Here is a 21,046-nt window from a genome sequence, read left to right as displayed (position 1 = left end):
GCCTCCCCGCGGGGAGGCCTTCACGGAACCACTAGCGGGACGCGAGATACGCCCGCCAGTCCCCCACCGCGGAGATGTCCGTCAGCTCCGGAGAGTCCACATAGGACGAACGCAGGACGGTGGCGAGACAGGCCGCGCCGTCCTCCAGTTCGATGACACCCAGCTCCAGTTCCGGCGGTTCGGCCGGGACGAGGTGATCCCGCAGCACCGTGAGCGGCAGGTCGTAGACCTCGCCCACGACCGACGCGGAACCGCCCTCGTGCATGGCCGGGAACCGGTCGCCCACGGAGTAGTAGTGGTACTTGGGCGCGGATCGGGCCACGCAGCACAACGGCGCGCCCCGCAACTGTTCGTGCAGCGGTCCGCCACGCATCCCGCCGCCGTTGAGGAACATCAGAACCACGACATGATCCCTTCGATCCCGAAGTACACCCCGAACACCGCGGCCAGGATCCCGAGGATCCAGCCGATCTCGCGGATCTTGCCCTTGCAGATCTTGATCAGCACGTAGGCGACCAGCCCGGCGCCGATCCCGTTGGTGATCGAGTAGGTGAACGGGATCAGCGCGATGGTCAGGAACACCGGGATCGCGAAATCCAGGTCCCGCCAAGGGATCCGCGCGCATTGCGCCATCATCATCCCGCCGATGACCACCAGCGCGGGCGCCGCGGCCTGCGCCGGGACGATCGCCGCGATCGGCGTCAGGAACAGCGTGGCGGTGAACAACCCGCCGGTGACGATGCTCGCCAGCCCGGTCCGCGCGCCTTCGCCGACGCCGGCGGCCGATTCGAGGAACACGGTGTTCGGCGCCGATCCGGTGACGCCGCCCGCCAGCGCGCCCGCGCCGTCGACCAGCAGGATGCGGCCCATCCCCTCGACCTTGCCGTTCTTGACCAGCCCCGCCTCCTCCGAGACGGACGTGATCGTGCCCATGGCGTCGAAGAACCCGGACAGCACCAGCGTGAACAGGAACACCGCCGCCGTCACCGCGCCCGCCGACCCGAAGCCGCCGAAGAGGTCGATGTCGCCCAGCAGGCTGAAATCGGGATGCGCCACGACCTGGTCGGGCACCTTGGGTTCGACCAGCCCCCAGCCTTCGACGTGGAACACGCTGTTGACCAGCACAGCGAGCCCGGTCGCGACCGCGATGCTGATCAGCACCGCGCCCGGCACGCCGCGGCTCACGAGCACGATCATCAGCAGCAGCCCGAGGCAGAAGATCGCGATCGGCCAGCCTTCGAGATGGCCGGCGATCCCCATCCGCACCGGCACCGTCGACTGCGCCGAATCCGGTGTCCTGGTCACGAATCCCGCGCTGACCAGGCCGACCAGCGCGATGTAGAGGCCGATGCCGACGGTGATCGCGACCTTGAGCGCCATCGGGATCGCGTTGATGATCCGTTCCCGGACACCGGAAACGGCCATCAGCACGATGCAGAAGCCTTCGAGGACGACCAGCCCGAAGGCCTGCGCCCACGTCATCGCCGGAGCCATCTGGAAGGCGACGACCCCGTTGACGCCGAGACCGGCCGCGAGCGCCAGCGGCGCGTTGCCGACCAGTCCCATCAGGATCGTGGTGACGCCGGCCGCCAGCGCGGTCGCGGTGGTGATCGCCTCGGTGGTCAGCTTCGCGCCGGTGATGTCGGCCGACGCGCCGAGGATGAGCGGGTTGAGCAGCACGATGTAGCACATCGCGACGAACGTGGTGATCCCGCCGCGCACCTCGCGGCCGATCGTGCTGCCGCGATGGGAGATCTTGAACCAGCGGTCGAGCCCGGACAGCCGCCCCGGCTCGGGCGAGGGCAGGTGGGGACGCTCGGTACCTAATTGGGTCATGCCTACTCCACAACGTTGTGGGGCGGGAAGATTCGCTCAGCAAGCCGGTCGGCGGAGCAGTTGTGGCAGCCGAACCAGCCGACTACGACGTGAACCCGCCCCGGTCGAAGACCCCGTTATCGCGGCGGCAGGGCGCCTCTTCACACCTGACACGTCGCTTCGAGCACGAGTGCCCTGGCGACGCGATAACGGTCGCGGGTTCACCTGGATCAGTAAGCCTTCTTGTCGGGTTTCGACAGCCAGGCCTGGAAAGGCGCGAAAGAGTCCGGAAGGGACAGCTGGCCGACGGGTAGTGACCAGGTCTCGCGCGGACGGGAAAAGAGGTCGTAGAACTCGCGGTCGTCGAAGCCCGCCTCGGCCGCGTCGTGGCGGTCCGCGGCGTAGACGACCTTGCCGACACGCGCCCAGAGCGCGGCGGAAAGGCAGAGCGGGCAGGGCTCGCAGGAGGTCACGAGGACGCAGCCGTCGAGTTTGTAGTCGCCGATCGCCTGACAGGCCGCGCGGATCGCGACCACCTCGGCGTGCGCCGTCGGGTCCAGCGTCGGCGTCACCTGGTTGGTGCCGGTGGCCAGCACCGAACCGTCCCGGACGATCATCGCGCCGAACGGTCCGCCGCCGCGCTCGACGTTCGAGGTGGCCAGCCGGACGGCTTCGGCGAGCCATTTCTGCTCGTCGGACTCCGAAATGGACAGACGGGTACCCACGGATGTGCTCCTAGCTCGGAAAAGTACGGATTCTCAGGTGCCGGTGAGGTGTTCGGGACGCACCGGGACGCGGGGCAGCGCGAGCCCGGTGGCCGCGCGGATGGCCGCGACGATCGCCGGGGTGGACGAGATCGTCGGCGGTTCCCCGACCCCGCGCAGACCATACGGCGCGTTCGGGTCGGGCCGCTCCAGGACGTCGATGTCCATCGGCGGCATGTCCAGCACGGTCGGGATCAGGTAGTCGGTGAACGACGGGTTGCGGATCTTCCCGCCGTCGGTCTGGATCTCCTCCATCACCGCGAGCCCGAGCCCCTGCGCGGAACCGCCCTGGATCTGGCCGAGCACCGCCTGCGGGTTGAGCGCCTTGCCGACGTCCTGCGCGCAGTCGAGCGCGACGACCTTGATCAGGCCGAGCTCGGTGTCGACGTCCACGACCGCGCGGTGTGCCGCGAAACCGTACTGGACGTGCGCGTTCCCTTGCCCTGTCTCGGGATCGATGGGCACCGTCGGACGGTGACGCCACTCCACGGTCTCGTCGAAGACCTCGTCGCCGAGGACGTCGGCGAGGTCCGCGAGCACGCTGCCGTCGGCGGAGACGACCTTGTTCGCGACGACGCTCAGCTTCCCGTCCGCGGCGAGCTTGCCCGCCAGATGCTTGTGCAGCCCGGAACGCACCGCGACACACGCCGCCTGCACGGCGCCGCCGGTGACGTAACTCTGCCGGGAGGCCGAGGTCGAACCGCCGTTGCCGATGTTCGTGTCCATCGGCAGGATCGTCACCTGGTCGATGCCGAGTTCGGTCCGCACGATCTGCTGCATGATCGTGACCAGGCCCTGGCCGACCTCGCAGGCGGCGGTGTGCACGGTCGCCGCGGGTTCGCCGCCGACGAGCTGCAGCCGCACGCGGGCGGTCGAGTAGTCGTCGAAACCCTCGGAGAAGCAGATGTTCTTGATGCCGACCGCGTAGCCGACACCGCGGACGACGCCCTCGCCGTGCGTCGTGTTGGAGACACCGCCGGGCATGCGGCGCAGGTCGAGTTCCTCGTGCGTGACCGGTAACGGTTTGGCGCGCAGACGTTCCAGCAACTCGGCGACCGGGGCGGCCGAGTCGACGATCTGCCCGGTCGGCATGACGCTGCCTTCGGCCATCGCGTTGCGGATCCGGATGTCGACCGGGTCGAGGCCGCACGCCTCGGCGAGCTTGTCCATCTGGGACTCGTACGCGAAGCCCGCCTGCACCGCGCCGAAACCGCGCATCGCGCCACAAGGCGGGTTGTTGGTGTACACGCCCCAGCAATCGACCGAAGCACTGTCCACATTGTACGGACCGACGCCGAGGGTCGCGGCGTTCGCGACCACCGCGCCGGTGGACGACGCGTACGCGCCGCCGTCCAGGTACAGCTTCGCCCGGACGTAGACGAGGCGGCCGTCCTTGTCGGCACCGTGCTCGTAGTACATCTTCGCCGGGTGGCGGTGCACGTGACCGTAGAAGGATTCCTCGCGGTTGTACACCATCTTGACCGGCTTGCCGGTGTGCAGCGCCAGCAGACACGCGTGGACCTGGATCGAGAGGTCCTCACGGCCGCCGAACGCGCCGCCGACCCCGCCCAGCGTCAGCCGCACCTTGTCCTTGGGCAGGCCCAGCGCGGCGACGATCTGCTGCTGGTCCACGTGAAGCCATTGCGTGGCCACGTAAAGGTCGACGCCGCCTTCGGTGTCCGGGATCGCCATACCCGACTCCGGCCCGAGGAAGGCCTGGTCCTGCATGCCGACCTCGTAGACCCCGGACACCACGACGTCGGCCTTCACCGACTGGTCGCCGTGCCGGATCTTGGCGTACCGCACGACGTTCCCGCCGGGGTGCAGCTCGGCTCCCTCGCCGGCGGCGGCCTTCTCCGAGTCCGTCACCGGTTCGAGGACGTCGTAGGAGACCTTGATCCGCTTCATCGCGCGGCGCGCGGTCTCGGGGTGGTCCGCGGCGACGAGCGCGACGGGTTCTCCCTGGTAGCGCACGACGTCGACGGCGAGCACCGGCTGATCCGCGTGCTCCAGGCCGTACTTGTTCACGCCCGGCACGTCTTCATGGGTCAGCACCGCGTACACCCCTTGCACCGCAAGGGCTTCGGTGATGTCGATGCCGGTGATCCGCGCGTACGGATGCGGGCTGCGCAGCGTCGCGCCCCACAGCATGTCCTCGTGCCACAGATCCGAGGAGTAGGCGAACTCACCGCGGACCTTGACCGTGCCGTCGGGCCGCTGCGGGCTCGTCCCCACCCCGTTCCCGGTGGTCTGCTTGGAGACTTCAGTGGTGGTCATACCGTCTCCCTCAGTCGCGCACTGGCCACGGCCAGCTCACGGGCGATCTCGTCTTCGGATTCCTCGCGCAGCGTTCCGCCCTCGACGACGGGCGCGCCGCCGACGTACAGCCGCTCGACCGGCGGGGTCGTGCCGAGCACCAGTGCGGCGACCGGATCGGTGATCCCGGCGTAGTTCAGGCCGTTCAGGTTCCAGACCGCGAGGTCGGCGAGCTTGCCCACCTCGATCGAACCCAGATCCTTCTGGCGGCCGAGGCAGCGCGCGCCGCCCATCGTGCCCATCCACAGGGCCTCACGCGTGGTCAGCCCGCGCGGTCCGCCGCGCTGCCGCGCCTGCAACAGCGCCTGGTGCAGTTCCTCGCCGAGGCCCCCGGATTCGTTGGACGCCGCGCCATCGGCGCCGAGCCCGACCGAAACCCCGGCGTCGAGCAGCTGCCGGACGGGGGCGATCCCGGCGCCGATCCGCCCGTTGGACGTCGGGCAATGTGCCGCACCGGTGCCGGTGGCACCCATCCGCCGGATCGCCTCCGGGGCGAGGTGGATCGAGTGCGCGAGCCAGACGTCGTCGGCGAGCCAGCCGAGTTTGTCGGCGTATTCGGCCGGGGTGCAGCCGACTTCGGCGAGGCACTGCTTCTCCTCGTCGACCGTCTCGGCGAGATGGGTGTGGAGCCGCACCCCCTTGCGGCGCGCCAATTCCGCCGCGCCGGTCATCAGCCGCTCGCTCACCGAGAACGGCGAACACGGGCCGGCCGCGATCTGCAGATGCGCGCCGGCGGAGGCGTCGTGGAACCGCTCGATCGCGGCCTCGGTGCCGAGCAGCGCGGCCTCGGTCTCCTCGACGAGGTTGTCCGGCGGGAGCCCGCCCTGCGACTCGCCCCGGTCCATCGAGCCGCGGACGACGTGCAGCCGCACACCGACCCGGATCCGTGCGGCGGCGAGGGCTTCGACCTGGTCGCCGCCGTCACGCGGGAAGACGTAGTGGTGGTCGGCGACCGTGGTGCAACCGGTGGTCGCGAGCCGGGTGAGACCGGCCGTGGCCGCCGCGTGCGTGATCTCGGCGTCGAGCCTGCCCCAGACCGGGTACAGCGCGACGAGCCACTCGAAGAGCGTGTGATCGGCGGCGAGGCCGCGCGTGGCCCATTGGTAGAGGTGGTGGTGGGTGTTGATCAGACCGGGTGTGACCAGGCAGCCGGAGCCGTCGACGCGTTCGTCGTACTCGCCGTCGGGCGCCTTCCCCGCGCCGACCGCCGCGATCCGGTCGTTCTCGATGACGACGTGGCCCGAGGCGTGCTCGGTGCCCGCTCCGTCGACGGTGGCGATCGCGGCGTTCTCGATGACGGTCTTCACGTGGTCTCTCCCCTGGTCGCGGCCAGCCGGACGGCGTCGAGGATCTTCTCGTATCCGGTACACCTGCAGAGGTTCCCCGCCAGCGCCTCGCGAATCTCTTCGTCGGCGGGGTTTTCGACGCGGTTGAGCAGATCGTGCGCGGCCACCACGAGACCAGGCGTGCAGAAGCCACATTGGACGGCACCCGCGTCCACAAAGGACTGCTGGACGCGGTCCAGCTTGTCGCCTTCGGCGAGCCCTTCGACCGTGCGCACCTCGCGGCCTTCGACCTGACCGGCCGCGACCAGGCACGAACACACCGGGACGTCGTCGAGGTACACCGTGCAGGAGCCGCATTCGCCCTGTTCACAGGCATTCTTGGAGCCCGGGAGGCCGAGCCGCTCGCGGAGGACGTACAGCAGGCTTTCGCCCTCCCAGACGTCGTCGGCCTGGCGGGACTCACCGTTGATCGTCACGTTCACGCGCACTCGCGTTCACCCTTCTGGAAGTCGTTCCACGCCCAGGTCAGCGTTCGCCGCGCCAGGACGGACAGCGCGTGCTTGCGGTAGTCGGCGCTGCCGCGGACGTCGTCGATCGGCGACGCCGCTTGGGAGACCAGCTCGCCGAACCGGCGTTTGACGGAATCGGTGATCGAAGCCTTGGTGGACCAGGGAAGCTCGGCACCGAGGAACTCTTCGGCGGCGGTCGCACGGCGCGGTGTCGGCGCCGCCGACCCGACGGCCGCGCGGATCTCGCGGGTGTCCAGGTGCAGGGCCAGCGCGAACGAGCAGACCGCGATGACCATCGCGTTGCGCGTCCCGACCTTGGCGAACTGCTGAGGGCCGACCTCGGCTGGCAGGTGCACCGCGGTGATCAGCTCGTCGGGTTCGAGGGCGTTGCGTTTGACGCCGAGGTAGAACTCCTCGGCCGGGATCAGCCGGGTGCCGCGGACGGAGGCGGCCTCGACCTCGGCACCGAGCACGAGCAGAACGGGATGCGTGTCCCCGGCGGGTGAGGCGGCGCCGAGGTTGCCGCCGACGGTGCCCCGGTTGCGGATCTGCGGCGAGCCGACCGTGCGCGAGGCCATCGCCAGCGCGGGCAGAACTTCACCCAGCTCAGCGATCACCCGGACGTAGGGCACCGAGGCGCCGAGGCGGATCCTGCCGTCGCTCTCGCTCCACTCGGCGAGTTCGGTGACGCGGTTGAGATCGAGCAGCGCGCCGGGGCGGCGGTGGTCGAAATTGAGCTCCACCATGACGTCCGTGCCGCCCGCGATGGGCACCGCGTCGGGCCGCTCGGCCTTGACGGCGAGCGCCTCGGTCAGCGAGCTGGGGCGCAGGAAATCCACTCTCGGGCTCCTCGGTTCGGCGGCGTTGTGTGACGGCTGACTCAGTAGACGCCCTGCGCCCGCACGGCGGCAACGGTGCCGAAGCATGAAATCTCCCCTGCACGCGCCGGTCGTTTTGTGCTTTCCTACAAACCTGATGACGACCGTGAAAACAAACCTGATGACGACCGTGAAAACTCTGCTCGCGCTCCCCGGGCTGCGCTTGCGCGTCCGCGCCGGGACGGCTTTGCTCGACCGTCCGGTGTCCCGGATCTACGTCACGGAACTGTCCGATCCCGGGCGGTACGTGTCGGCGGGCGAGCTCGTCCTGAGCGGGTTGCTGTGGTGGCGCGGGCCGGGTGATTCGGAGGCGTTCGTCGCGGCGCTCGCGAAGGCGGGGGCCGCGGCGCTGGCGGCGTCCGGAGCCGACTCCGACGGGATTCCCGAAGACCTCGTCGAAGCCTGTACGCGACACGGGATCCCGTTGCTGGAGGTGCCGGCGGACCTGTCGTTCTCGGTCGTCACCGAACGCGTCGTCCTGGCACTGGCCGCGGCCGCGGAAGGCGCTCGCAAACGTTTGCTTTCGGCGGCGACGGAAGACTCGTCGGTCGAAGCCCTCCTGGAGCGGGCGCGCGGCGAGATCGGCCTCCCCTGCTGGGTGGTACCTGTCGGCACCCCGTCGGAGCTGGTGCGCCGGTTCGTCGCCGCGGGCGGGCGTTCCCTGGAAGCCGACGACGTCTCGGTGCGGCCCGTCGGCGGCAGGCACGCGTTGCCGTGGCTGCTCGCGATCGGCGGCAGGCTGACCGCCTCACAGGCCGAGATCGCCGAGGAACTCGCCGGGCTGATCGGGCTCGCGCGCACGCGGGCGGACGAGGTCCGCGCCGTCACCGACAGGGTGCTCGAACCGTTGCTCGCCGCGCTCGACGAAGGGGGCGATCCGCACGCGGCGCTGACCGCGACCGGGCTCCGCGGCGATCTACGGGTCGTCGTCGCGCGCACCGAAGGATCCGAAGCGGCACGCGGCATCCTGACCGAACTCCTGCCGCCGGGCGCACTCGTCGGCCCCGCCGGGGAGACCACCTGGGCACTGGCCGAGGACGACGGCGAATGGCCGGAGGACTGGCCCGCCACGGTGACCGGCACCCTGACCGGCGTCGAATCCCTGTTGCCGTGCCGCCGGGTGCTGATCGGCGTCAGCGACCGCTCCCCGGTTTCCGTGCTGCGGGGCGCGAAAGAGGTCGCGCGCTACGCGCTGGCCGTGGCGGCGGAACGGCCCGGCACGATCGAGGTCGTCCCCGGCGGCGAGATCGGGATGCACCGGCTGCTGCTGGCGGGCGCGCCCGACGACCTGCGGGCGGCGTTGCGGCGGCGGGTGCTGGGCCCGCTGCTGAGCTACGACGCCGAACAGGGCACCGATCTGGTGCACACCCTGCGCGTCTACCTCGAATGCTCCGGCTCGCCGACGCGGGCCGCGCGGGCGCTGCACGTCCACGTCAACACGTTGCGGTACCGGATCGGGCGCGCGAGTGAACTGCTCGGCACCGACCTGACCGAGTTCACCGAACAGCTCGACGTCTATTTGGCCTTGTCGGCAGGGAGCTGAAAATGGGCATCACCACGGCGAAAGAAGCCGCCTACGACCCGCGCGTGGTCGCCTTCGGCCGGATGATGGGCGCCGCGAACCGGCTCGAATACCTGCTCGGCCGCGCGCTGGAGGCGGAATGCGGGATCTCGCACCTGATGTTCGAGGTCCTGCTCATCGTCGGCAGGTCGGGTGAAGCCGGGATGAGCATGCGCGCCATCGCGCAGGAACAGGTGCTGACCACCGGTGGCGCGACCAGGCTGGTCGACCGGATGACCACCCTCGGCCTCGTCGTCCGTTCGTCCGACGCCCAGGATCGTCGCGTGCAGCTCGTGCGGCTGACCGCGCAAGGCGAGGAGACGACCGTGCGGGCCGCGCGGGTGCACGTCGAGAACATCCAGCGGCTCTTCCTCGACCCGCTGCCCGCGGACCATCGCGAACGGTTCGCACAGGACCTCCGGACACTGAGCCACTCGGCACGTGACGCACTCCCCAAGCTCCGCTAGGAATATCTGACCAGTCAGACATCGTTGGTTCGGTCATGAAGCTCATCTATGTCTTCGACGCGTACTGCGGCTGGTCGTACGGGTTCGCCCGCACCATGGCCGACGTCGCGCACCGGCATCCGGACCTGCCGGTGGAAGTGGTGTCCGGCGGCCTTTTCCTCGGCGGGCGGCGGGTGCCGATCCGGCAGTTCGGCTACGTCCAGGGAGCCAATGCCGAGATCACCCGCCGGACCGGCGCGCCGTTCGGGGAGAGCTACGAACGGCTCATCGCGGACGGGGAGTTCGTCATGGACTCCGAGGCCGCCGCCTGCGGAATGGCGGCGTTGCGCGAGGTCGGGCCGGACCGCGCGGTACGGCTCGCGGCGCTGCTTCAGGAGGCGTTCTACCTCGACGGGCTGAGCCTGTCCGAGGTCTCGACCTATCGCGTGGTCGCGCAGCGGGCAGGCCTGGACGGGGACGCCGTCGAGGCCGCACTGGACCGGGTTTCCGCCGCGGACGACTTCCGGCGGGCACGGGAATTGGGCGTCACCGGCTATCCGACTCTTTTGGCCTCCTTGCCGTCGGAGCAGGTGGTGACGCTGGTTGCCGGAAACGCGAGCGCGGACGAAGTGGAGCGGCGGATCGGCGCGCTGGTTTCCTAGACTTCGCGCATGCCTTTGACGATTCGACCGGCGACCCCCGCGGACGCCGACGCCGTCGCGAAGATCTGGTACCACGGCTGGCAGGACGGCCATCTCGGCAACGTGCCCGACTCGCTCGTCCGGATCCGCACCCGTGAATCGTTCTGGGAGCGGGCCGCGGCCCGCGTCGGCGACACGACCGTCGCCGTGCTGGACGGCGAGGTGGCGGGTTTCGTGATGGTCGTCGGGGACGAGGTCGAACAGGTCTACGTTTCGTCGGACCATCGCGGGAGCGGGGTGGCAGGCGCGCTGCTCGCGGAAGCCGAACGGCTGGTGAGTGCGGGCGGGCACTCGCGCGCCTGGCTCGCGGTGGCGCCGGGGAACGCGCGGGCGCGGCGGTTCTACGAACGGTGCGGGTGGGCCGACGAGGGAGAGTTCGACAATCGGGTCGCCGGACCTGACGGCCCGGTTTCGGTGCCTTGCCTGCGCTACGCCAAGCCCGTCTGACCCTTCGCATTTAGCCGGCTAACTGCGGTATGCGTTTAGCCGGCTAACTGCGGTATGCGTCTAGTCGACCAACTGCGTTCCTTTTGCTGCGTTCACGAGTGCCGATGCCGCGACCGTGGCGGCCCCGCAAGCAGCCGCACGTTTAGCCAACTAAACGCAACCTGCTTTCTTTGCGTGATCTTCCTGCGCAGCCGCATCACCCTTCGGTGTTGTATGCACGTTTCGCTTGTTGCTTAAAATTACGAACATCTGTTCGATTTTTTCGGGTATTATGGAGGTGTGTCCGAGACCTTCCTCCCCGAGTTGCCGCAAGAACTGTGGCGTGCCGGCAAGCTGGAGCTTGCCCATGGCGTGCAGCAGTCTCTGCAGGTGATTCGGATGGCCACCGCTGGTTTGGGGCGGTTTCTGGCGGAGGTCGAGTCCCGGGGTGCGAAAGACTTGTTCGGGCATGGGACTACGGCGAGTTGGTTCGCGGAGATGGCCGGTTTGTCGCGGGCCGAGGCTGGTGCGGTGATGAAGCGGGCGATCGCTTTGAACCCGACACGGAACCTGGATGGCACCGAAGCCCCGGCCGTGGCACCCGAGACCGCCGCGGTCGCCGCCGAGGGGCTGGTCGGGGACGAGCGGATCGACCAGATCCTGGAGATCTTGAAGAGACTCCCCGCCGACACCTCCGCCGAAGATAAGGCGGTCGCGGAGAAGATCCTCGCCGACCTCGCCCCGACCGCTAGTCCGCAGCAGCTCGCCAAGGCCGAAGCGAACCTCCTGGGCTGGCTGGACCCCGACGGCAACGAACCCCAAGACCCCGAACCCAAACAACCACGCCGCGAAATCACCCTGGAACGCCGCAAAGACGGCTTCTGGAAACTCACCGGCCTCCTCGATGACGAGACCGGCGCCCGCACCGCCGCCGCACTTGAGGCCTACGCCCAACCACGGCCAGTCGACGAATTCGGCCAGGCCGATCTTCGGATGAAGTGCGAACGCCTGGGAGACGCCTGGGCCGAACTCCTCGATCTCGCGATCGCGTGCCCGGACCAGCCGGGCACCAGCGGTTATCGCACTCTCGTGCATGTCACCATCGGGCTTGAGGAGCTGAAGTCGGGTCTCGGGACCGCGTGCCTGGACTTCGTCGGGTCGATGACGGCGCGGGAAGCGCGGCTGGCGGCCTGCGACTGCCTGATGCTCCCGGTCGTGATGAGCACCGCCGGAGAACCCCTCGATGTGGGGAGGCTACGACGCTTCGTCACGCCCGGGCAACGACGGGCGCTGAATATCCGCGACGGTGGCTGCGCGTTCCCGGGCTGTCATCGGAAACCCAAGAATTGCCACGCCCACCATATTGAGCACTGGGCAGACGACGGCCCCACCGACCTCCGAAACCTGGTGCTGCTATGTAGTTTCCACCACCGCCTGATCCACCACGGCGACTGGGAAGTCCGCATGGCCGCCGACGGATTACCGGAATTCATCCCACCCCAATACCGAGATCCGCTCCGACAACCCCGGCGCAACACCTTGCATCACCGCTGAACCCGAGGAGCCCGCCAGCCACACCGGCGACGGGCCCCTCGTCATGCCCGAACCAGATTCCTTCAAGCCGATTCCGAAGACCCACCCGACACCAGATAGGCCAACGCCATCTCGGTCGTCTCGCTCGCCCAAACATCCCAGCTCAAACCGTCGGGCCAGAACCGGCCGCTGGCCGCCCGATGCACACAAGACCCGATGACGGTCCGGCTCATCATCCGGATCGCCCGCTCCGCGTCCGGCCGCCGGACCTCTCCGAAGCAAGGCCGAGCCGCCTCCACGAAATCGCGCTGGATCGTGGCCAGCGCTTGGAGGCCGCGGTCGCGTCCTTCTGCGCGCTGGCCGTCGAGCAGCTCGGAGAAGATCCGGTCGTGGCGGGCGAAGGTCCCCGCCAATCCCTGGGTGAACGCGCCGACGACCCCGCCCAGGCCGGGCTCCGCGGAGCCGAGCGCGTCGCGGACGCCGGTCTCCAGCCGCCCGAGAAGTTCGTCCTTCACGGCATACAGCAGCTGGTTCTTGCCGTCGAACCGGCGATAGATCGCGCCCACCGACATTCCGGCCCGCTCGGCGACCGCCGCGACGGTGAACTCTTCGAAGCCCTGGCCTGCCAGGACATGCTCTGCGGCGGCCAGCACCTTCCGCAGGGACTCCCGGCTTCGGGCTTGCTGCGGCGGCCGGAAGCCCAGATCGACGGATCGACTCACCGCCCGCACGTTACCGCACCAAGATGCGAATGATAACTTCCGTTCGCATCTGCCGAGCGCGAGGAGGCCGGACCGTGGTGAGCATCGAGGTGCGGGGCGCCTACGTCGATTTCCCGATCTTCGACGCCAAAACCCGGTCGCTGAAGAAACGGGTGCTCGGCAAGGTCGGCGGCAAGATCGGCACCGGCTCGAAGGTCCCGATCATCGAGGCCCTGAGGGATGTCTCGCTGTCGCTACGCGAAGGCGATCGCGTCGGCCTGGTCGGGCACAACGGCGCCGGGAAGTCCACGCTCCTGCGGTTGCTGTCCGGCATCTACGAGCCGACCAGGGGCACCGCGCGCGTCGTCGGGCGGATCGCGCCGGTGTTCGACCTCGGCGTTGGCCTCGATCCCGAGGTCTCCGGCCACGAAAACATCCTCATCCGGGGCCTGTTCCTCGGCATGAGCCGCAAGCAGATGGCGAAACGGGTCGACGACATCGCGGAGTTCACCGAACTCGGCGACTACCTGCACCTGCCCTTACGCACCTACTCCGCCGGCATGCGGGTCCGGCTCGCGCTCGGCGTGGTCACCACCATCGACCCGGAGATCCTCATCCTCGACGAGGGCCTCGGCGCGATCGACGCCGCGTTCCTGACCAAGGCGCGCGAACGGCTGGTCGACCTCGCCCGCCGCTCCGGCGTGCTGGTGTTCGCTTCGCACTCCGACGAACTGCTGCGGGAACTGTGCTCCACGGGCCTTTGGATGGACGAGGGCCGCATCCGCGCGCGCGGCTCGCTCGACGAGGTTCTCGCCACCTATCACGGCGATCAAAGGAAGATCTTGACCAGCTGATCCTGCCCGTCCGGATCCCGCAGCACGACCTGTTTGCCGGCGCGAAGTTCCGCGTCGACGAACTCGTAGATCAGCAGCGCGCGGTTGACCAGGTCGACCTTCTTCAACCCGGTGCGCTCCTGCAGTTTGCCCAGCGCGTCGACCGCCTCGGCGATCAGCGCGACATTGACGCGATCGACCACCGCGGGGCGGCCGGTCGCGGTCTCCTCGACCGATGGCATACCCGCTCCCTTCCCTGCGGCGAAGAGCCGCCTGTCCATGCTGACACAGAAGACACACGTTAACCACATTTCTCACACCGAAAATGTGTGAGAAGGGTTGCGGCTTCCCTCACGGCGGTCCTACAGTGGGTCTCGGCCCTCCGGGGCCGAACCGGACCGGCATCCGTCCCATGCGACGGACGGCAAGTGCGACCACTCACTTCGTCGGTCTGGCAGGAGGAACGCGGCACACGGGTTGGAGAGGGGAAATCCGCGAGCCGCGGATCTGGAGGGAAGTCGCCTCCGGGCAAAAGTGGTCCCCAGCTTGACGCGCCAATCCCGGCTCGCCTGACTGGGCCGGAAAGGGCATGCGCATGGCTGCCGAAATCGAGGGCCCGGAAGAAGCCGCGCCCGTGGATGCAGTACCGAGCTGGGCCGGGACACCGAGCCCGCTCGCCAGGGTCAGAATCGAAACGACCGAGCTGAAGGCCGAAGCGGCGGTGCCCGCCACTGAAACCCGTCGGCTACTCGCGACGATCCTGAACACGTTGTTGGTACTCGGAGCCGTACTCGGCCCGGCGCTCACGTTGCAGGTGGTTCCGGCCGCCTTTCCGGTGTGGGCGACGGCTGGAACGATCGCAGCCCAGCTCGCCATGCTGGTGCTCGTCGCGAAGTCCGGCTGACGCCGGCGAGCAGCGGCTGAGCGAGCGTCTGCCACGAAAGACGTTCGCTCAGCCGCTGCTCATACCGTCCGGCGCGCGTAGCCGTCCAACTCCGCCCGGGAGAACGAAAGCTCCCCCACGTCGATGGCGCCACAATCCAGCCCCCGCAGCAAGAAGCTCGCCAGAGCCTGCGCGGTCGCCGGCTCGTCCAGCACCCCACGACCGGTCTGGTCCGCGTAATCCCGCAACCGGCCCAGCGCGGCCGGGAAACCTTCGCGGAAGAACGCGTACGTCGCGGCGAACCGGGACGGCAGCTGGTGCGGGTGCAGATCCCAGCCCTGGTAAAAGCCTCGTTCCAGAGAACGCCGCACGAGCCGCAGATGTTCGCGCCAGGCCGGGAGGATCGCGTCGCCGACGGGCAGCTTGTTCGTCGAGCCGTCGGAAAGCCGGACGCCGGTACCCGCGGCCGAAACCTGCATGAGCTGCTTGGCGAAATCGGCGGCCGGATGTTCCATGCTCTGGTACTCGGCGCTGATCCCGAGCCCGGCGCTGTAGTCGTAGGTTCCGTAGTGCAGCCCCGAACACCGGCCGCGCGCGGCTTCGATGATCCGCGGCACCGCCACCGTCCCATCGATGTCCACAATGGACTGCGCGGTCTCGATCTGGACTTCGAACCGCAGCGCGCCCTCGGGCAGCCCGTACGCGGATTCGAGGCGCTCCAGGACATCCGCCGCCACTTCGACCTGCTCGACGGCGGTCACCTTCGGCAGCGTGACGACGAAACCGTCCGGCAGCGGGCCGCTTTCCAGCAACCCGGCCAGGAAGAGATCGAGCGTGCGGATACCGCGGCGGCGGGTCGCCTGCTCGAAGCTCTTGAACCGGATGCCCACGAACGGCGTGCCGCCCGTGACGGCGAGGGTCCTGCCGGCGGCGAGCGCGATGGCGTCCTCTTCGTCGTCGCCCGGCCTGCCGAGGCCGTCCTCGAAATCGATCCGCAGATCCTCGATCGGCTCGGTCAGCAGTTTGGTCCGGACCCGGTCGGCGATGTCCGCGTCCAGGCCCAGCTGATCGGCGTGCTCGCCGAAAACCCGCAAGGCCTGCTTGCCCCAGTCCGCCACGAGCCGCGTCTTGTACTGCGACGCGGGCACGTACACGGTGTGCACGGGCTGGCGGCCGGGCGGCTCGCCGGGATACTTGGCCGCGACGCGCGCGTCGGCCTCGGCCAGACGCGCGTCAGCGGCGGTGTAGACGTCCTCGGTGAGCCGCCCGTTCCCCATCTGTCTACTTGATCCGTTCGTAGGCGGGCAGGGTCAGGAAGTCCGGGAACTCGTCGGCGAGCGCGACCTGCTCGAACAGCTCGACGGCGGGCTCCAGCAGCTCCGGCTTGATCTCGGCGGCGAGTTCGCCGCGGACTTCGGCCAGCACGCCGCGCACCAGCTCCCCGGTCACCTTGTCGCCGGTGTCGAGCTGGGTGCCGTTGCGCACCCACTGCCACACCTGCGAACGCGAGATCTCCGCGGTGGCCGCGTCCTCCATCAGGTTGTGGATGGCCGCCGCGCCGTTGCCGCCCAGCCAGGAGGCGATGTAGCGGATGCCGACGTCCACGGCGGCGCGCAGCCCGGCCGCGGTGGCGCTGCCCGGCGTCGAGGCCGCGTCGAGCAGCTGGTCGGCGGTGACGGACACCTCGTCGCGGGTGCGGTCGAGCTGGTTCGGCTTGTCGCCGAGGACCTTGTCGAACTCCTCGCGGCAGATGTCCACCATGCCGGGGTGCGCGACCCAGGAACCGTCGAAGCCGTCGCCCGCCTCACGGCTCTTGTCGGCGCGGACCTTGTCGAGCGCCGCGGCGGTGACCTCGGGGTCCTTGCGGTTCGGGATGAACGCGGCCATCCCGCCGATCGCGAACGCGCCGCGCTTGTGGCAGGTGCGCACCAGCAGTTCGGTGTACGCGCGCATGAACGGCGCGGTCATGGTGACCGAGTTGCGGTCCGGCAGGACGAACTTCTCCCCCGCGTCACGGAAGTACTTGATGACGCTGAACAGGTAGTCCCAGCGGCCGGCGTTGAGGCCGGAGGCGTGCTCGCGCAGTTCGTAGAGGATCTCCTCCATCTCGAACGCGGCCGGGATGGTCTCGATCAGCACGGTCGCGCGGACGGTGCCGTGCTCGATGCCGAGCGCCTTCTCCGCGTGGGTGAAGACGTCGTTCCAGAGCCGGGCTTCGAGGTGGCTCTCCATCTTCGGCAGGTAGAAGTACGGGCCCTTGCCGCGGTTGAGCAGTTCCTGCGCGTTGTGGAAGAAGTACAGGCCGAAGTCGACCAGCGCGCCGACGGCTTGCCGCCCGCCGAAGGACAGGCCGCGCTCGTCGAGGTGCCAGCCGCGCGGGCGGACGACGATGGTCGCGTGCTCGACGTCGTCCTTCAGCGCGTAGCTCTTGCCGCCGCTTTCCAGCGTGATGGTCTCGCGGACCGCGTCGTACAGGTTGACCTGGCCGGAGACGACATTCGCCCAGTGCGGCGTGTTGGCGTCTTCGAGGTCGGCGAGCCAGACCTTGGCGCCGGAGTTCAGCGCGTTGATGGTCATCTTGCGGTCGGTGGGGCCGGTGATCTCGACCCGGCGGTCGCGCAGCGCGGGCGGCGCCTCGGCGACCTTCCAGTCACTCTCGCGGATTTCCTTGGTCTCGGGCAGGAAGTCGAGTTTGCCGGTGACCCTGGCCTCTTCGCGGCGCTTGCTCCTGGCCTGCAGCAGCTCGTCGCGGCGGGCGGCGAAGGCCTCGTGCAGGCCGGCGAGGAAGGCGAGCGCCTCCGGCGTGAGGATTTCGTCCCCGCGCTCGACCGGATCGCCGAGCACCTGAGCTTCAGACATGAGTAACACCCCGAGTTCGGAAAGATAACGTCCCTACGGTTTTACATGACGGACTATAGTTTCTGCATAGCGGAACATCAACGCAGACGTAAGGAGTACCACGGTGGCAGCGGAGAAGAACGGGCGCGACGGCGGCGTCCAGTCCCTTCAGCGGGCCTTCGAGCTCCTCGAGCATCTCGCGGACACCGGCGGGGAGGCCAGCCTTTCGGAGCTGGCGACCCTGTCCGGGTTGCCGATGCCGACCATCCACCGGCTGATCAGGACGCTGGTGGACCTGGGTTACGTCCGGCAGAACACCAACCGCCGGTACGCGCTGGGCGCCCGCCTCATCCGGCTGGGCGAGAACGCCAGCATGCAGTTCGGCTCGTGGGCCCGCCCGCTGCTCGCGGAGCTGGTCGACGAGGTCGGCGAGACCGCGAACCTCGCCGTCCTCGAGCGCGACGAGGTCGTCTACGTCGCCCAGGTGCCCTCGAAGCACTCGATGCGGATGTTCACCGAGGTCGGGCGGCGTCTCCTGCCGCACGGCACCGGCGTGGGGAAGGCGATGCTCGCGCATCTGCCGTCCGACGACGTCACGGCGCTGCTCGCCAGGACGGGCATGCCCTCCTACACCGAGCACACCTTCACCGACCAGGACGCGCTCCTGCGCGAGCTGGCGAAAATCGCCCAGCAGGGTTACGCGCTCGACGAAGCGGAGCAGGAGCTGGGTGTCCGTTGCGTGGCCGTCGCGGTGCCGGGCGCGCCGGTGCCGGCGGCCGTCTCGGTGTCCGGGCCGTCGGGACGGCTGACGATGGAGGCCGTCGAGCGGATCGCGCCCGTCGTCCAGCGGATCGCGAACTCGCTCGGTTCGACCCTTTCGAAGGACGGGGTCACCGTTTGAGCCTGGCCTCCAGGCCGTCGAGCATCCTGTCCAGCCCGTAGCGGAACTTCTCGTCGCGGAGCCGGACCGGATCGGTTTCGGCGACGGTCCTGGCGAGCATTTCCCGCTGGTGCGGATGTCCCTGCACCGCCTCCTCGACGGCGGGCCGCAGCCGCTCCGCCCACTCGCTTTCGCTCCGGCCGCTCCTGGCGACGGTCGTGAGCCAGGCCGCCTCGGTCGTCCCCATGCCGATGACGTAGGAGATCACCGCGCTGATCGCCTGCTCGGCCTCGTCGCCGGGGAATCCCGCGGCCACGAAGACCCCCAGCAGCCGCTCGTTGAGCCGCATGACGTTCGGGCCCAGATACGACAGGCCGACCGAGCCGAGCAGTGAAGCGACCCATGGGTGCCGCAGGATCATCGCGCGGACGCTTTCCGCCCCCACGACGGCGGCTTCCCGCCACCGCTCCGGATCGTCGCCGTCCGGCACGGTGATCTCGCCGTAGACCTCGTCGACGACCAGTTCGATCAACTCGTCGCGGTTGGCGACGTGCCGGTAGAGCGACGTCGCGCCCGCGTTCAGCGCGGTGCCCAGCCTGCGCATGCTCAGCGCGTCGACACCTTCGACGTCCAGGAGCCGGACGGCCTCGGCCACGATCTGCGCCTGACTCAGCGCGGGTTGGTCCCGCTTCCGGCGCGGACGGGTCCATACCGACTGGATCGGTTGCTCCTCGATCGACATGCCCCCACCTTAGCGCACGAAGTACCCCCTTGCGTACGGCGTTTCGTCATGCGTACAGTGTGCGCATCAGCCGAACAACGTACGCAAACTTCTGGGGGTTTCCCGATGAACGAACCCGTCCGCGATCCACGCCGCTGGTGGATCCTGATCGTGTTGTGCCTGAGCACGCTCGTACTGGTCGTCGACAACATGGTGCTGACGGTCGCCGTCCCGCCGCTGGCCGAAGACCTCGGCGCCAGTGCCCAGGACACGCAGTGGATCCTGGACTCCTACATCCTGGTGTTCGCAGGCCTGCTGCTCACGTCGGGAAGCCTCGGTGACCGGTTCGGCCGCCGGAAGGTGATGCTCATCGGCCTCCTGCTCTTCGGAGTGGCCTCACTCGTCGCGGCGTTCGCCGCGAATCCGCTCGAACTGATCGTGTCCCGCGCGGTGATGGGCGTCGGCGGCGCGCTGATCATGCCGAGCACCCTGTCGATCCTGATCACCGTCTTCGACGACGAAGAGCGCCGCAAGGCGATGGCGGCGTGGAGCGCGGTCGCGATGATCGGCCTGATCGGCGGCCCGGTGCTGGGCGGCGTGCTGATCGCGTGGTTCTGGTGGGGCGCGGTGTTCCTGATCAACGTGCCGATCGTCGTCATCGCGGTGATCGCCGCGCTCACGCTGATGCCGGAGTCCAAGGGCCCGTGGCAGAAGCCCGACCCGCTCGGCGCGCTCCTGTCGGCGGCGGGCATGGTCGCGCTGGTCTGGACGATCATCGAGCTCCCCAAGCACGGCATCGCCGAGGCGGGGACCTTGATCCCGCTGGCGGTCGCGGTGGTGTGCCTGACCGGTTTCGTGTTCTGGGAGCAGCACACGCCGTCGCCGATGGTCCCGCTCGTGCTGTTCCGCAAGCGCAACTTCAGCGGTGGCAGCCTGTCGCTCACGCTGGTGCAGATCGGCAACGGCGGGCTCCTGCTGCTCCTCACCCAGTACCTGCAGTTCGTGCTCGGCTACACCCCGACCGAGGCGGGTCTCGCGTTCATCCCGATGGCCGTCGCGTCGCTGCTGTTCAACACCCTCGGCGCCACGCTGGGCCAGAAGATCGGCAACCGGGCACTGACCACGGTCGGCATGATCGTGATGGCGGGCGGGTTCGGCCTGCTCGCGACGATGTCGGCGAACGAGGGCTTCCTGCTGCCCGCGACCGCGCTGTTCCTGCTCGGCGCGGGTGGCGGAGTGGCGATGCCGGCGGCGATCGCGGCGCTGATGGGCGAGGTCCCGGAGGAGCAGGCCGGTGTCGGCTCCGCGCTCAACGACACCATCCAGCAGCTGGGCGCCGCGCTCGGCATCGCGATCCTGGGCAGCGTCGTGTCGGGCCTGTTCACCGCGAACATGCCCGAGTCCGCCCCGGCGCAGGCGAGGCTTTCGATCGGTGACGCCTTCGCGACCGGCGACGGCGGCCTCATCGCCGCGGCCCGCGAGTCGTTCACCTCGGCGATGTCGACGACGTTCCTGGTGAGCGCGGTCGGGGTGCTGGCCGCGGCGGTGCTCGCGTTCCTGGTGATGCGGGACAAGAAGACCGCACCGGCGGGGACCGAGGAGAAGGCTCCCGCCGCCGTCTGACGAAAACGCGCGAAGGCCCCTCTTTCGGCTCAGCCGGAGGTGGGGCCTTCGTCGTAGCCTCGAAACAGGGCCGGGCGGGGGATGTCAGATGGTGGAATCGGTGATCGCCTGGATCGGACAGAAAGTCGCGGAGAAGACGCTCGACCGGAAGTCACGGCGCCACGACCTCAGCGTCCCAGGCGCCGAAGCGACCAGCGACCTCGACATCACCGTGAAGTACACCCTGCCGTACCGGCGGAGCGCGAAAGCACCGGTACGGCTGATCTCGCAGAGGGTCGACGGCTATCCCGACGCGTGAGGCGGAGCCAAACCGGGCGCCCCCAAGCCTGCAC

22 protein-coding genes are annotated in these 21,046 nt (G+C 69.0%); 10 read left to right on the top strand and 12 right to left on the bottom strand.

The genetic code is table 11. The annotated features are described in order from the left end of the window. Positions 1–31 precede the first annotated feature (31 nt). The 7 genes from NQK81_RS36945 to NQK81_RS36915 all read right to left on the bottom strand — a co-directional run bounded on the left by NQK81_RS36945 (position 32) and on the right by NQK81_RS36915 (position 7,529). Positions 32–403, bottom strand: coding sequence for an allophanate hydrolase-related protein (locus tag NQK81_RS36945; RefSeq protein WP_257485175.1), 372 nt, complete (start codon positions 401–403; stop codon positions 32–34). Next, positions 394–1,836 (bottom strand): NCS2 family permease, encoded by a 1,443-nt coding sequence (locus NQK81_RS36940; RefSeq protein WP_126733434.1) that lies wholly within the window; start codon positions 1,834–1,836, stop codon positions 394–396. The genes NQK81_RS36945 and NQK81_RS36940 overlap by 10 nt, the downstream gene beginning before the upstream one ends. Positions 1,837–2,045: 209 nt before the next feature. Beyond that, positions 2,046–2,540: a nucleoside deaminase gene (locus tag NQK81_RS36935; protein WP_126733435.1), complete on the bottom strand. Its 495-nt coding sequence runs from the start codon at positions 2,538–2,540 to the stop codon at positions 2,046–2,048. Positions 2,541–2,573: 33 nt separating this feature from the next. Continuing rightward, positions 2,574–4,856 (bottom strand): xanthine dehydrogenase subunit D, encoded by a 2,283-nt coding sequence (pucD, locus tag NQK81_RS36930; RefSeq protein ID WP_257485174.1) that lies wholly within the window; start codon positions 4,854–4,856, stop codon positions 2,574–2,576. Further along, entirely contained in the window at positions 4,853–6,202 is a 1,350-nt protein-coding gene (locus NQK81_RS36925) for an 8-oxoguanine deaminase (RefSeq protein ID WP_257485173.1), read from the bottom strand. The genes pucD and NQK81_RS36925 overlap by 4 nt, the downstream gene beginning before the upstream one ends. After that, the gene (locus tag NQK81_RS36920) at positions 6,199–6,669 is read right to left on the bottom strand and encodes a (2Fe-2S)-binding protein (protein WP_125673221.1); all 471 of its coding nucleotides are present in this window, start codon (positions 6,667–6,669) and stop codon (positions 6,199–6,201) included. The genes NQK81_RS36925 and NQK81_RS36920 overlap by 4 nt, the downstream gene beginning before the upstream one ends. Continuing rightward, positions 6,660–7,529 (bottom strand): FAD binding domain-containing protein, encoded by an 870-nt coding sequence (locus NQK81_RS36915; protein ID WP_126733438.1) that lies wholly within the window; start codon positions 7,527–7,529, stop codon positions 6,660–6,662. The genes NQK81_RS36920 and NQK81_RS36915 overlap by 10 nt, the downstream gene beginning before the upstream one ends. 160 nt (positions 7,530–7,689) lie before the next feature. On the opposite strand from NQK81_RS36915, the gene NQK81_RS36910 reads away from it, so the two are divergent. The 5 genes from NQK81_RS36910 (at position 7,690) to NQK81_RS36890 (ending at position 12,256) form a co-directional block, all read left to right on the top strand. After that, positions 7,690–9,111, top strand: a complete 1,422-nt coding sequence (locus NQK81_RS36910; protein ID WP_257485172.1) for a PucR family transcriptional regulator — start codon at positions 7,690–7,692, stop codon at positions 9,109–9,111. Between the two features lie 2 nt (positions 9,112–9,113). Continuing rightward, the gene (locus NQK81_RS36905; protein WP_126733440.1) at positions 9,114–9,596 is read left to right on the top strand and encodes a MarR family winged helix-turn-helix transcriptional regulator; all 483 of its coding nucleotides are present in this window, start codon (positions 9,114–9,116) and stop codon (positions 9,594–9,596) included. Between the two features lie 35 nt (positions 9,597–9,631). Further along, the gene (locus NQK81_RS36900; protein WP_126733441.1) at positions 9,632–10,237 is read left to right on the top strand and encodes a DsbA family protein; all 606 of its coding nucleotides are present in this window, start codon (positions 9,632–9,634) and stop codon (positions 10,235–10,237) included. Positions 10,238–10,246: 9 nt separating this feature from the next. Beyond that, positions 10,247–10,723 carry a GNAT family N-acetyltransferase gene (locus NQK81_RS36895; protein WP_257485171.1) on the top strand — a complete coding sequence of 159 codons (477 nt, stop codon included), beginning with the start codon at positions 10,247–10,249 and terminating at the stop codon, positions 10,721–10,723. Between the two features lie 279 nt (positions 10,724–11,002). Continuing rightward, on the top strand, positions 11,003–12,256 hold the full coding sequence (locus tag NQK81_RS36890; protein ID WP_257485170.1) for an HNH endonuclease signature motif containing protein: 1,254 nt from the start codon (positions 11,003–11,005) through the stop codon (positions 12,254–12,256). A gap of 62 nt (positions 12,257–12,318) precedes the next feature. Here NQK81_RS36890 and NQK81_RS36885 read toward each other — a convergent pair whose 3' ends face one another. Then, entirely contained in the window at positions 12,319–12,957 is a 639-nt protein-coding gene (locus NQK81_RS36885; protein WP_257485169.1) for a TetR/AcrR family transcriptional regulator, read from the bottom strand. A gap of 74 nt (positions 12,958–13,031) precedes the next feature. On the opposite strand from NQK81_RS36885, the gene wzt reads away from it, so the two are divergent. Next, entirely contained in the window at positions 13,032–13,790 is a 759-nt protein-coding gene (wzt, locus tag NQK81_RS36880) for a galactan export ABC transporter ATP-binding subunit Wzt/RfbE (protein WP_257485168.1), read from the top strand. Here wzt and NQK81_RS36875 read toward each other — a convergent pair. Further along, entirely contained in the window at positions 13,766–14,011 is a 246-nt protein-coding gene (locus NQK81_RS36875; protein ID WP_101609689.1) for a hypothetical protein, read from the bottom strand. The two genes, wzt and NQK81_RS36875, sit on opposite strands and share 25 nt — an antisense overlap. A 353-nt stretch (positions 14,012–14,364) precedes the next feature. Here NQK81_RS36875 and NQK81_RS36870 point away from each other — a divergent pair, with 353 nt between their 5' ends. Beyond that, the gene (locus tag NQK81_RS36870; protein ID WP_257485167.1) at positions 14,365–14,673 is read left to right on the top strand and encodes a hypothetical protein; all 309 of its coding nucleotides are present in this window, start codon (positions 14,365–14,367) and stop codon (positions 14,671–14,673) included. A gap of 59 nt (positions 14,674–14,732) precedes the next feature. Here NQK81_RS36870 and NQK81_RS36865 read toward each other — a convergent pair whose 3' ends face one another. Then, entirely contained in the window at positions 14,733–15,929 is a 1,197-nt protein-coding gene (locus tag NQK81_RS36865) for a DUF6986 family protein (protein WP_257485166.1), read from the bottom strand. A 4-nt stretch (positions 15,930–15,933) separates the two neighbouring features. After that, complete coding sequence (gene aceB / locus NQK81_RS36860) at positions 15,934–17,511, bottom strand: malate synthase A (protein ID WP_257485165.1); 1,578 nt, start codon at positions 17,509–17,511, stop codon at positions 15,934–15,936. Positions 17,512–17,614: 103 nt separating this feature from the next. Here aceB and NQK81_RS36855 point away from each other — a divergent pair, with 103 nt between their 5' ends. Next, positions 17,615–18,391 carry an IclR family transcriptional regulator gene (locus NQK81_RS36855; RefSeq protein ID WP_126733446.1) on the top strand — a complete coding sequence of 259 codons (777 nt, stop codon included), beginning with the start codon at positions 17,615–17,617 and terminating at the stop codon, positions 18,389–18,391. Here the strand turns inward: NQK81_RS36855 and NQK81_RS36850 are convergent. Beyond that, a complete protein-coding gene (locus NQK81_RS36850) occupies positions 18,381–19,112 on the bottom strand; it encodes a TetR/AcrR family transcriptional regulator (protein WP_257485164.1) in 732 nt (243 codons plus the stop codon). The genes NQK81_RS36855 and NQK81_RS36850 overlap by 11 nt on opposite strands. Positions 19,113–19,217: 105 nt before the next feature. Here NQK81_RS36850 and NQK81_RS36845 point away from each other — a divergent pair, with 105 nt between their 5' ends. Continuing rightward, positions 19,218–20,714 (top strand): MFS transporter, encoded by a 1,497-nt coding sequence (locus NQK81_RS36845; RefSeq protein WP_257485163.1) that lies wholly within the window; start codon positions 19,218–19,220, stop codon positions 20,712–20,714. Positions 20,715–20,802: 88 nt separating this feature from the next. Further along, complete coding sequence (locus tag NQK81_RS36840; protein WP_257485162.1) at positions 20,803–21,012, top strand: hypothetical protein; 210 nt, start codon at positions 20,803–20,805, stop codon at positions 21,010–21,012. Positions 21,013–21,046 lie beyond the last annotated feature (34 nt).

It is taken from the genome of Amycolatopsis roodepoortensis (assembly GCF_024628825.1).
In the GTDB taxonomy this organism is placed as follows: Bacteria; Actinomycetota; Actinomycetes; order Mycobacteriales; family Pseudonocardiaceae; genus Amycolatopsis; species Amycolatopsis roodepoortensis.
This window is presented reverse-complemented; position numbering and strand designations above follow the sequence as displayed.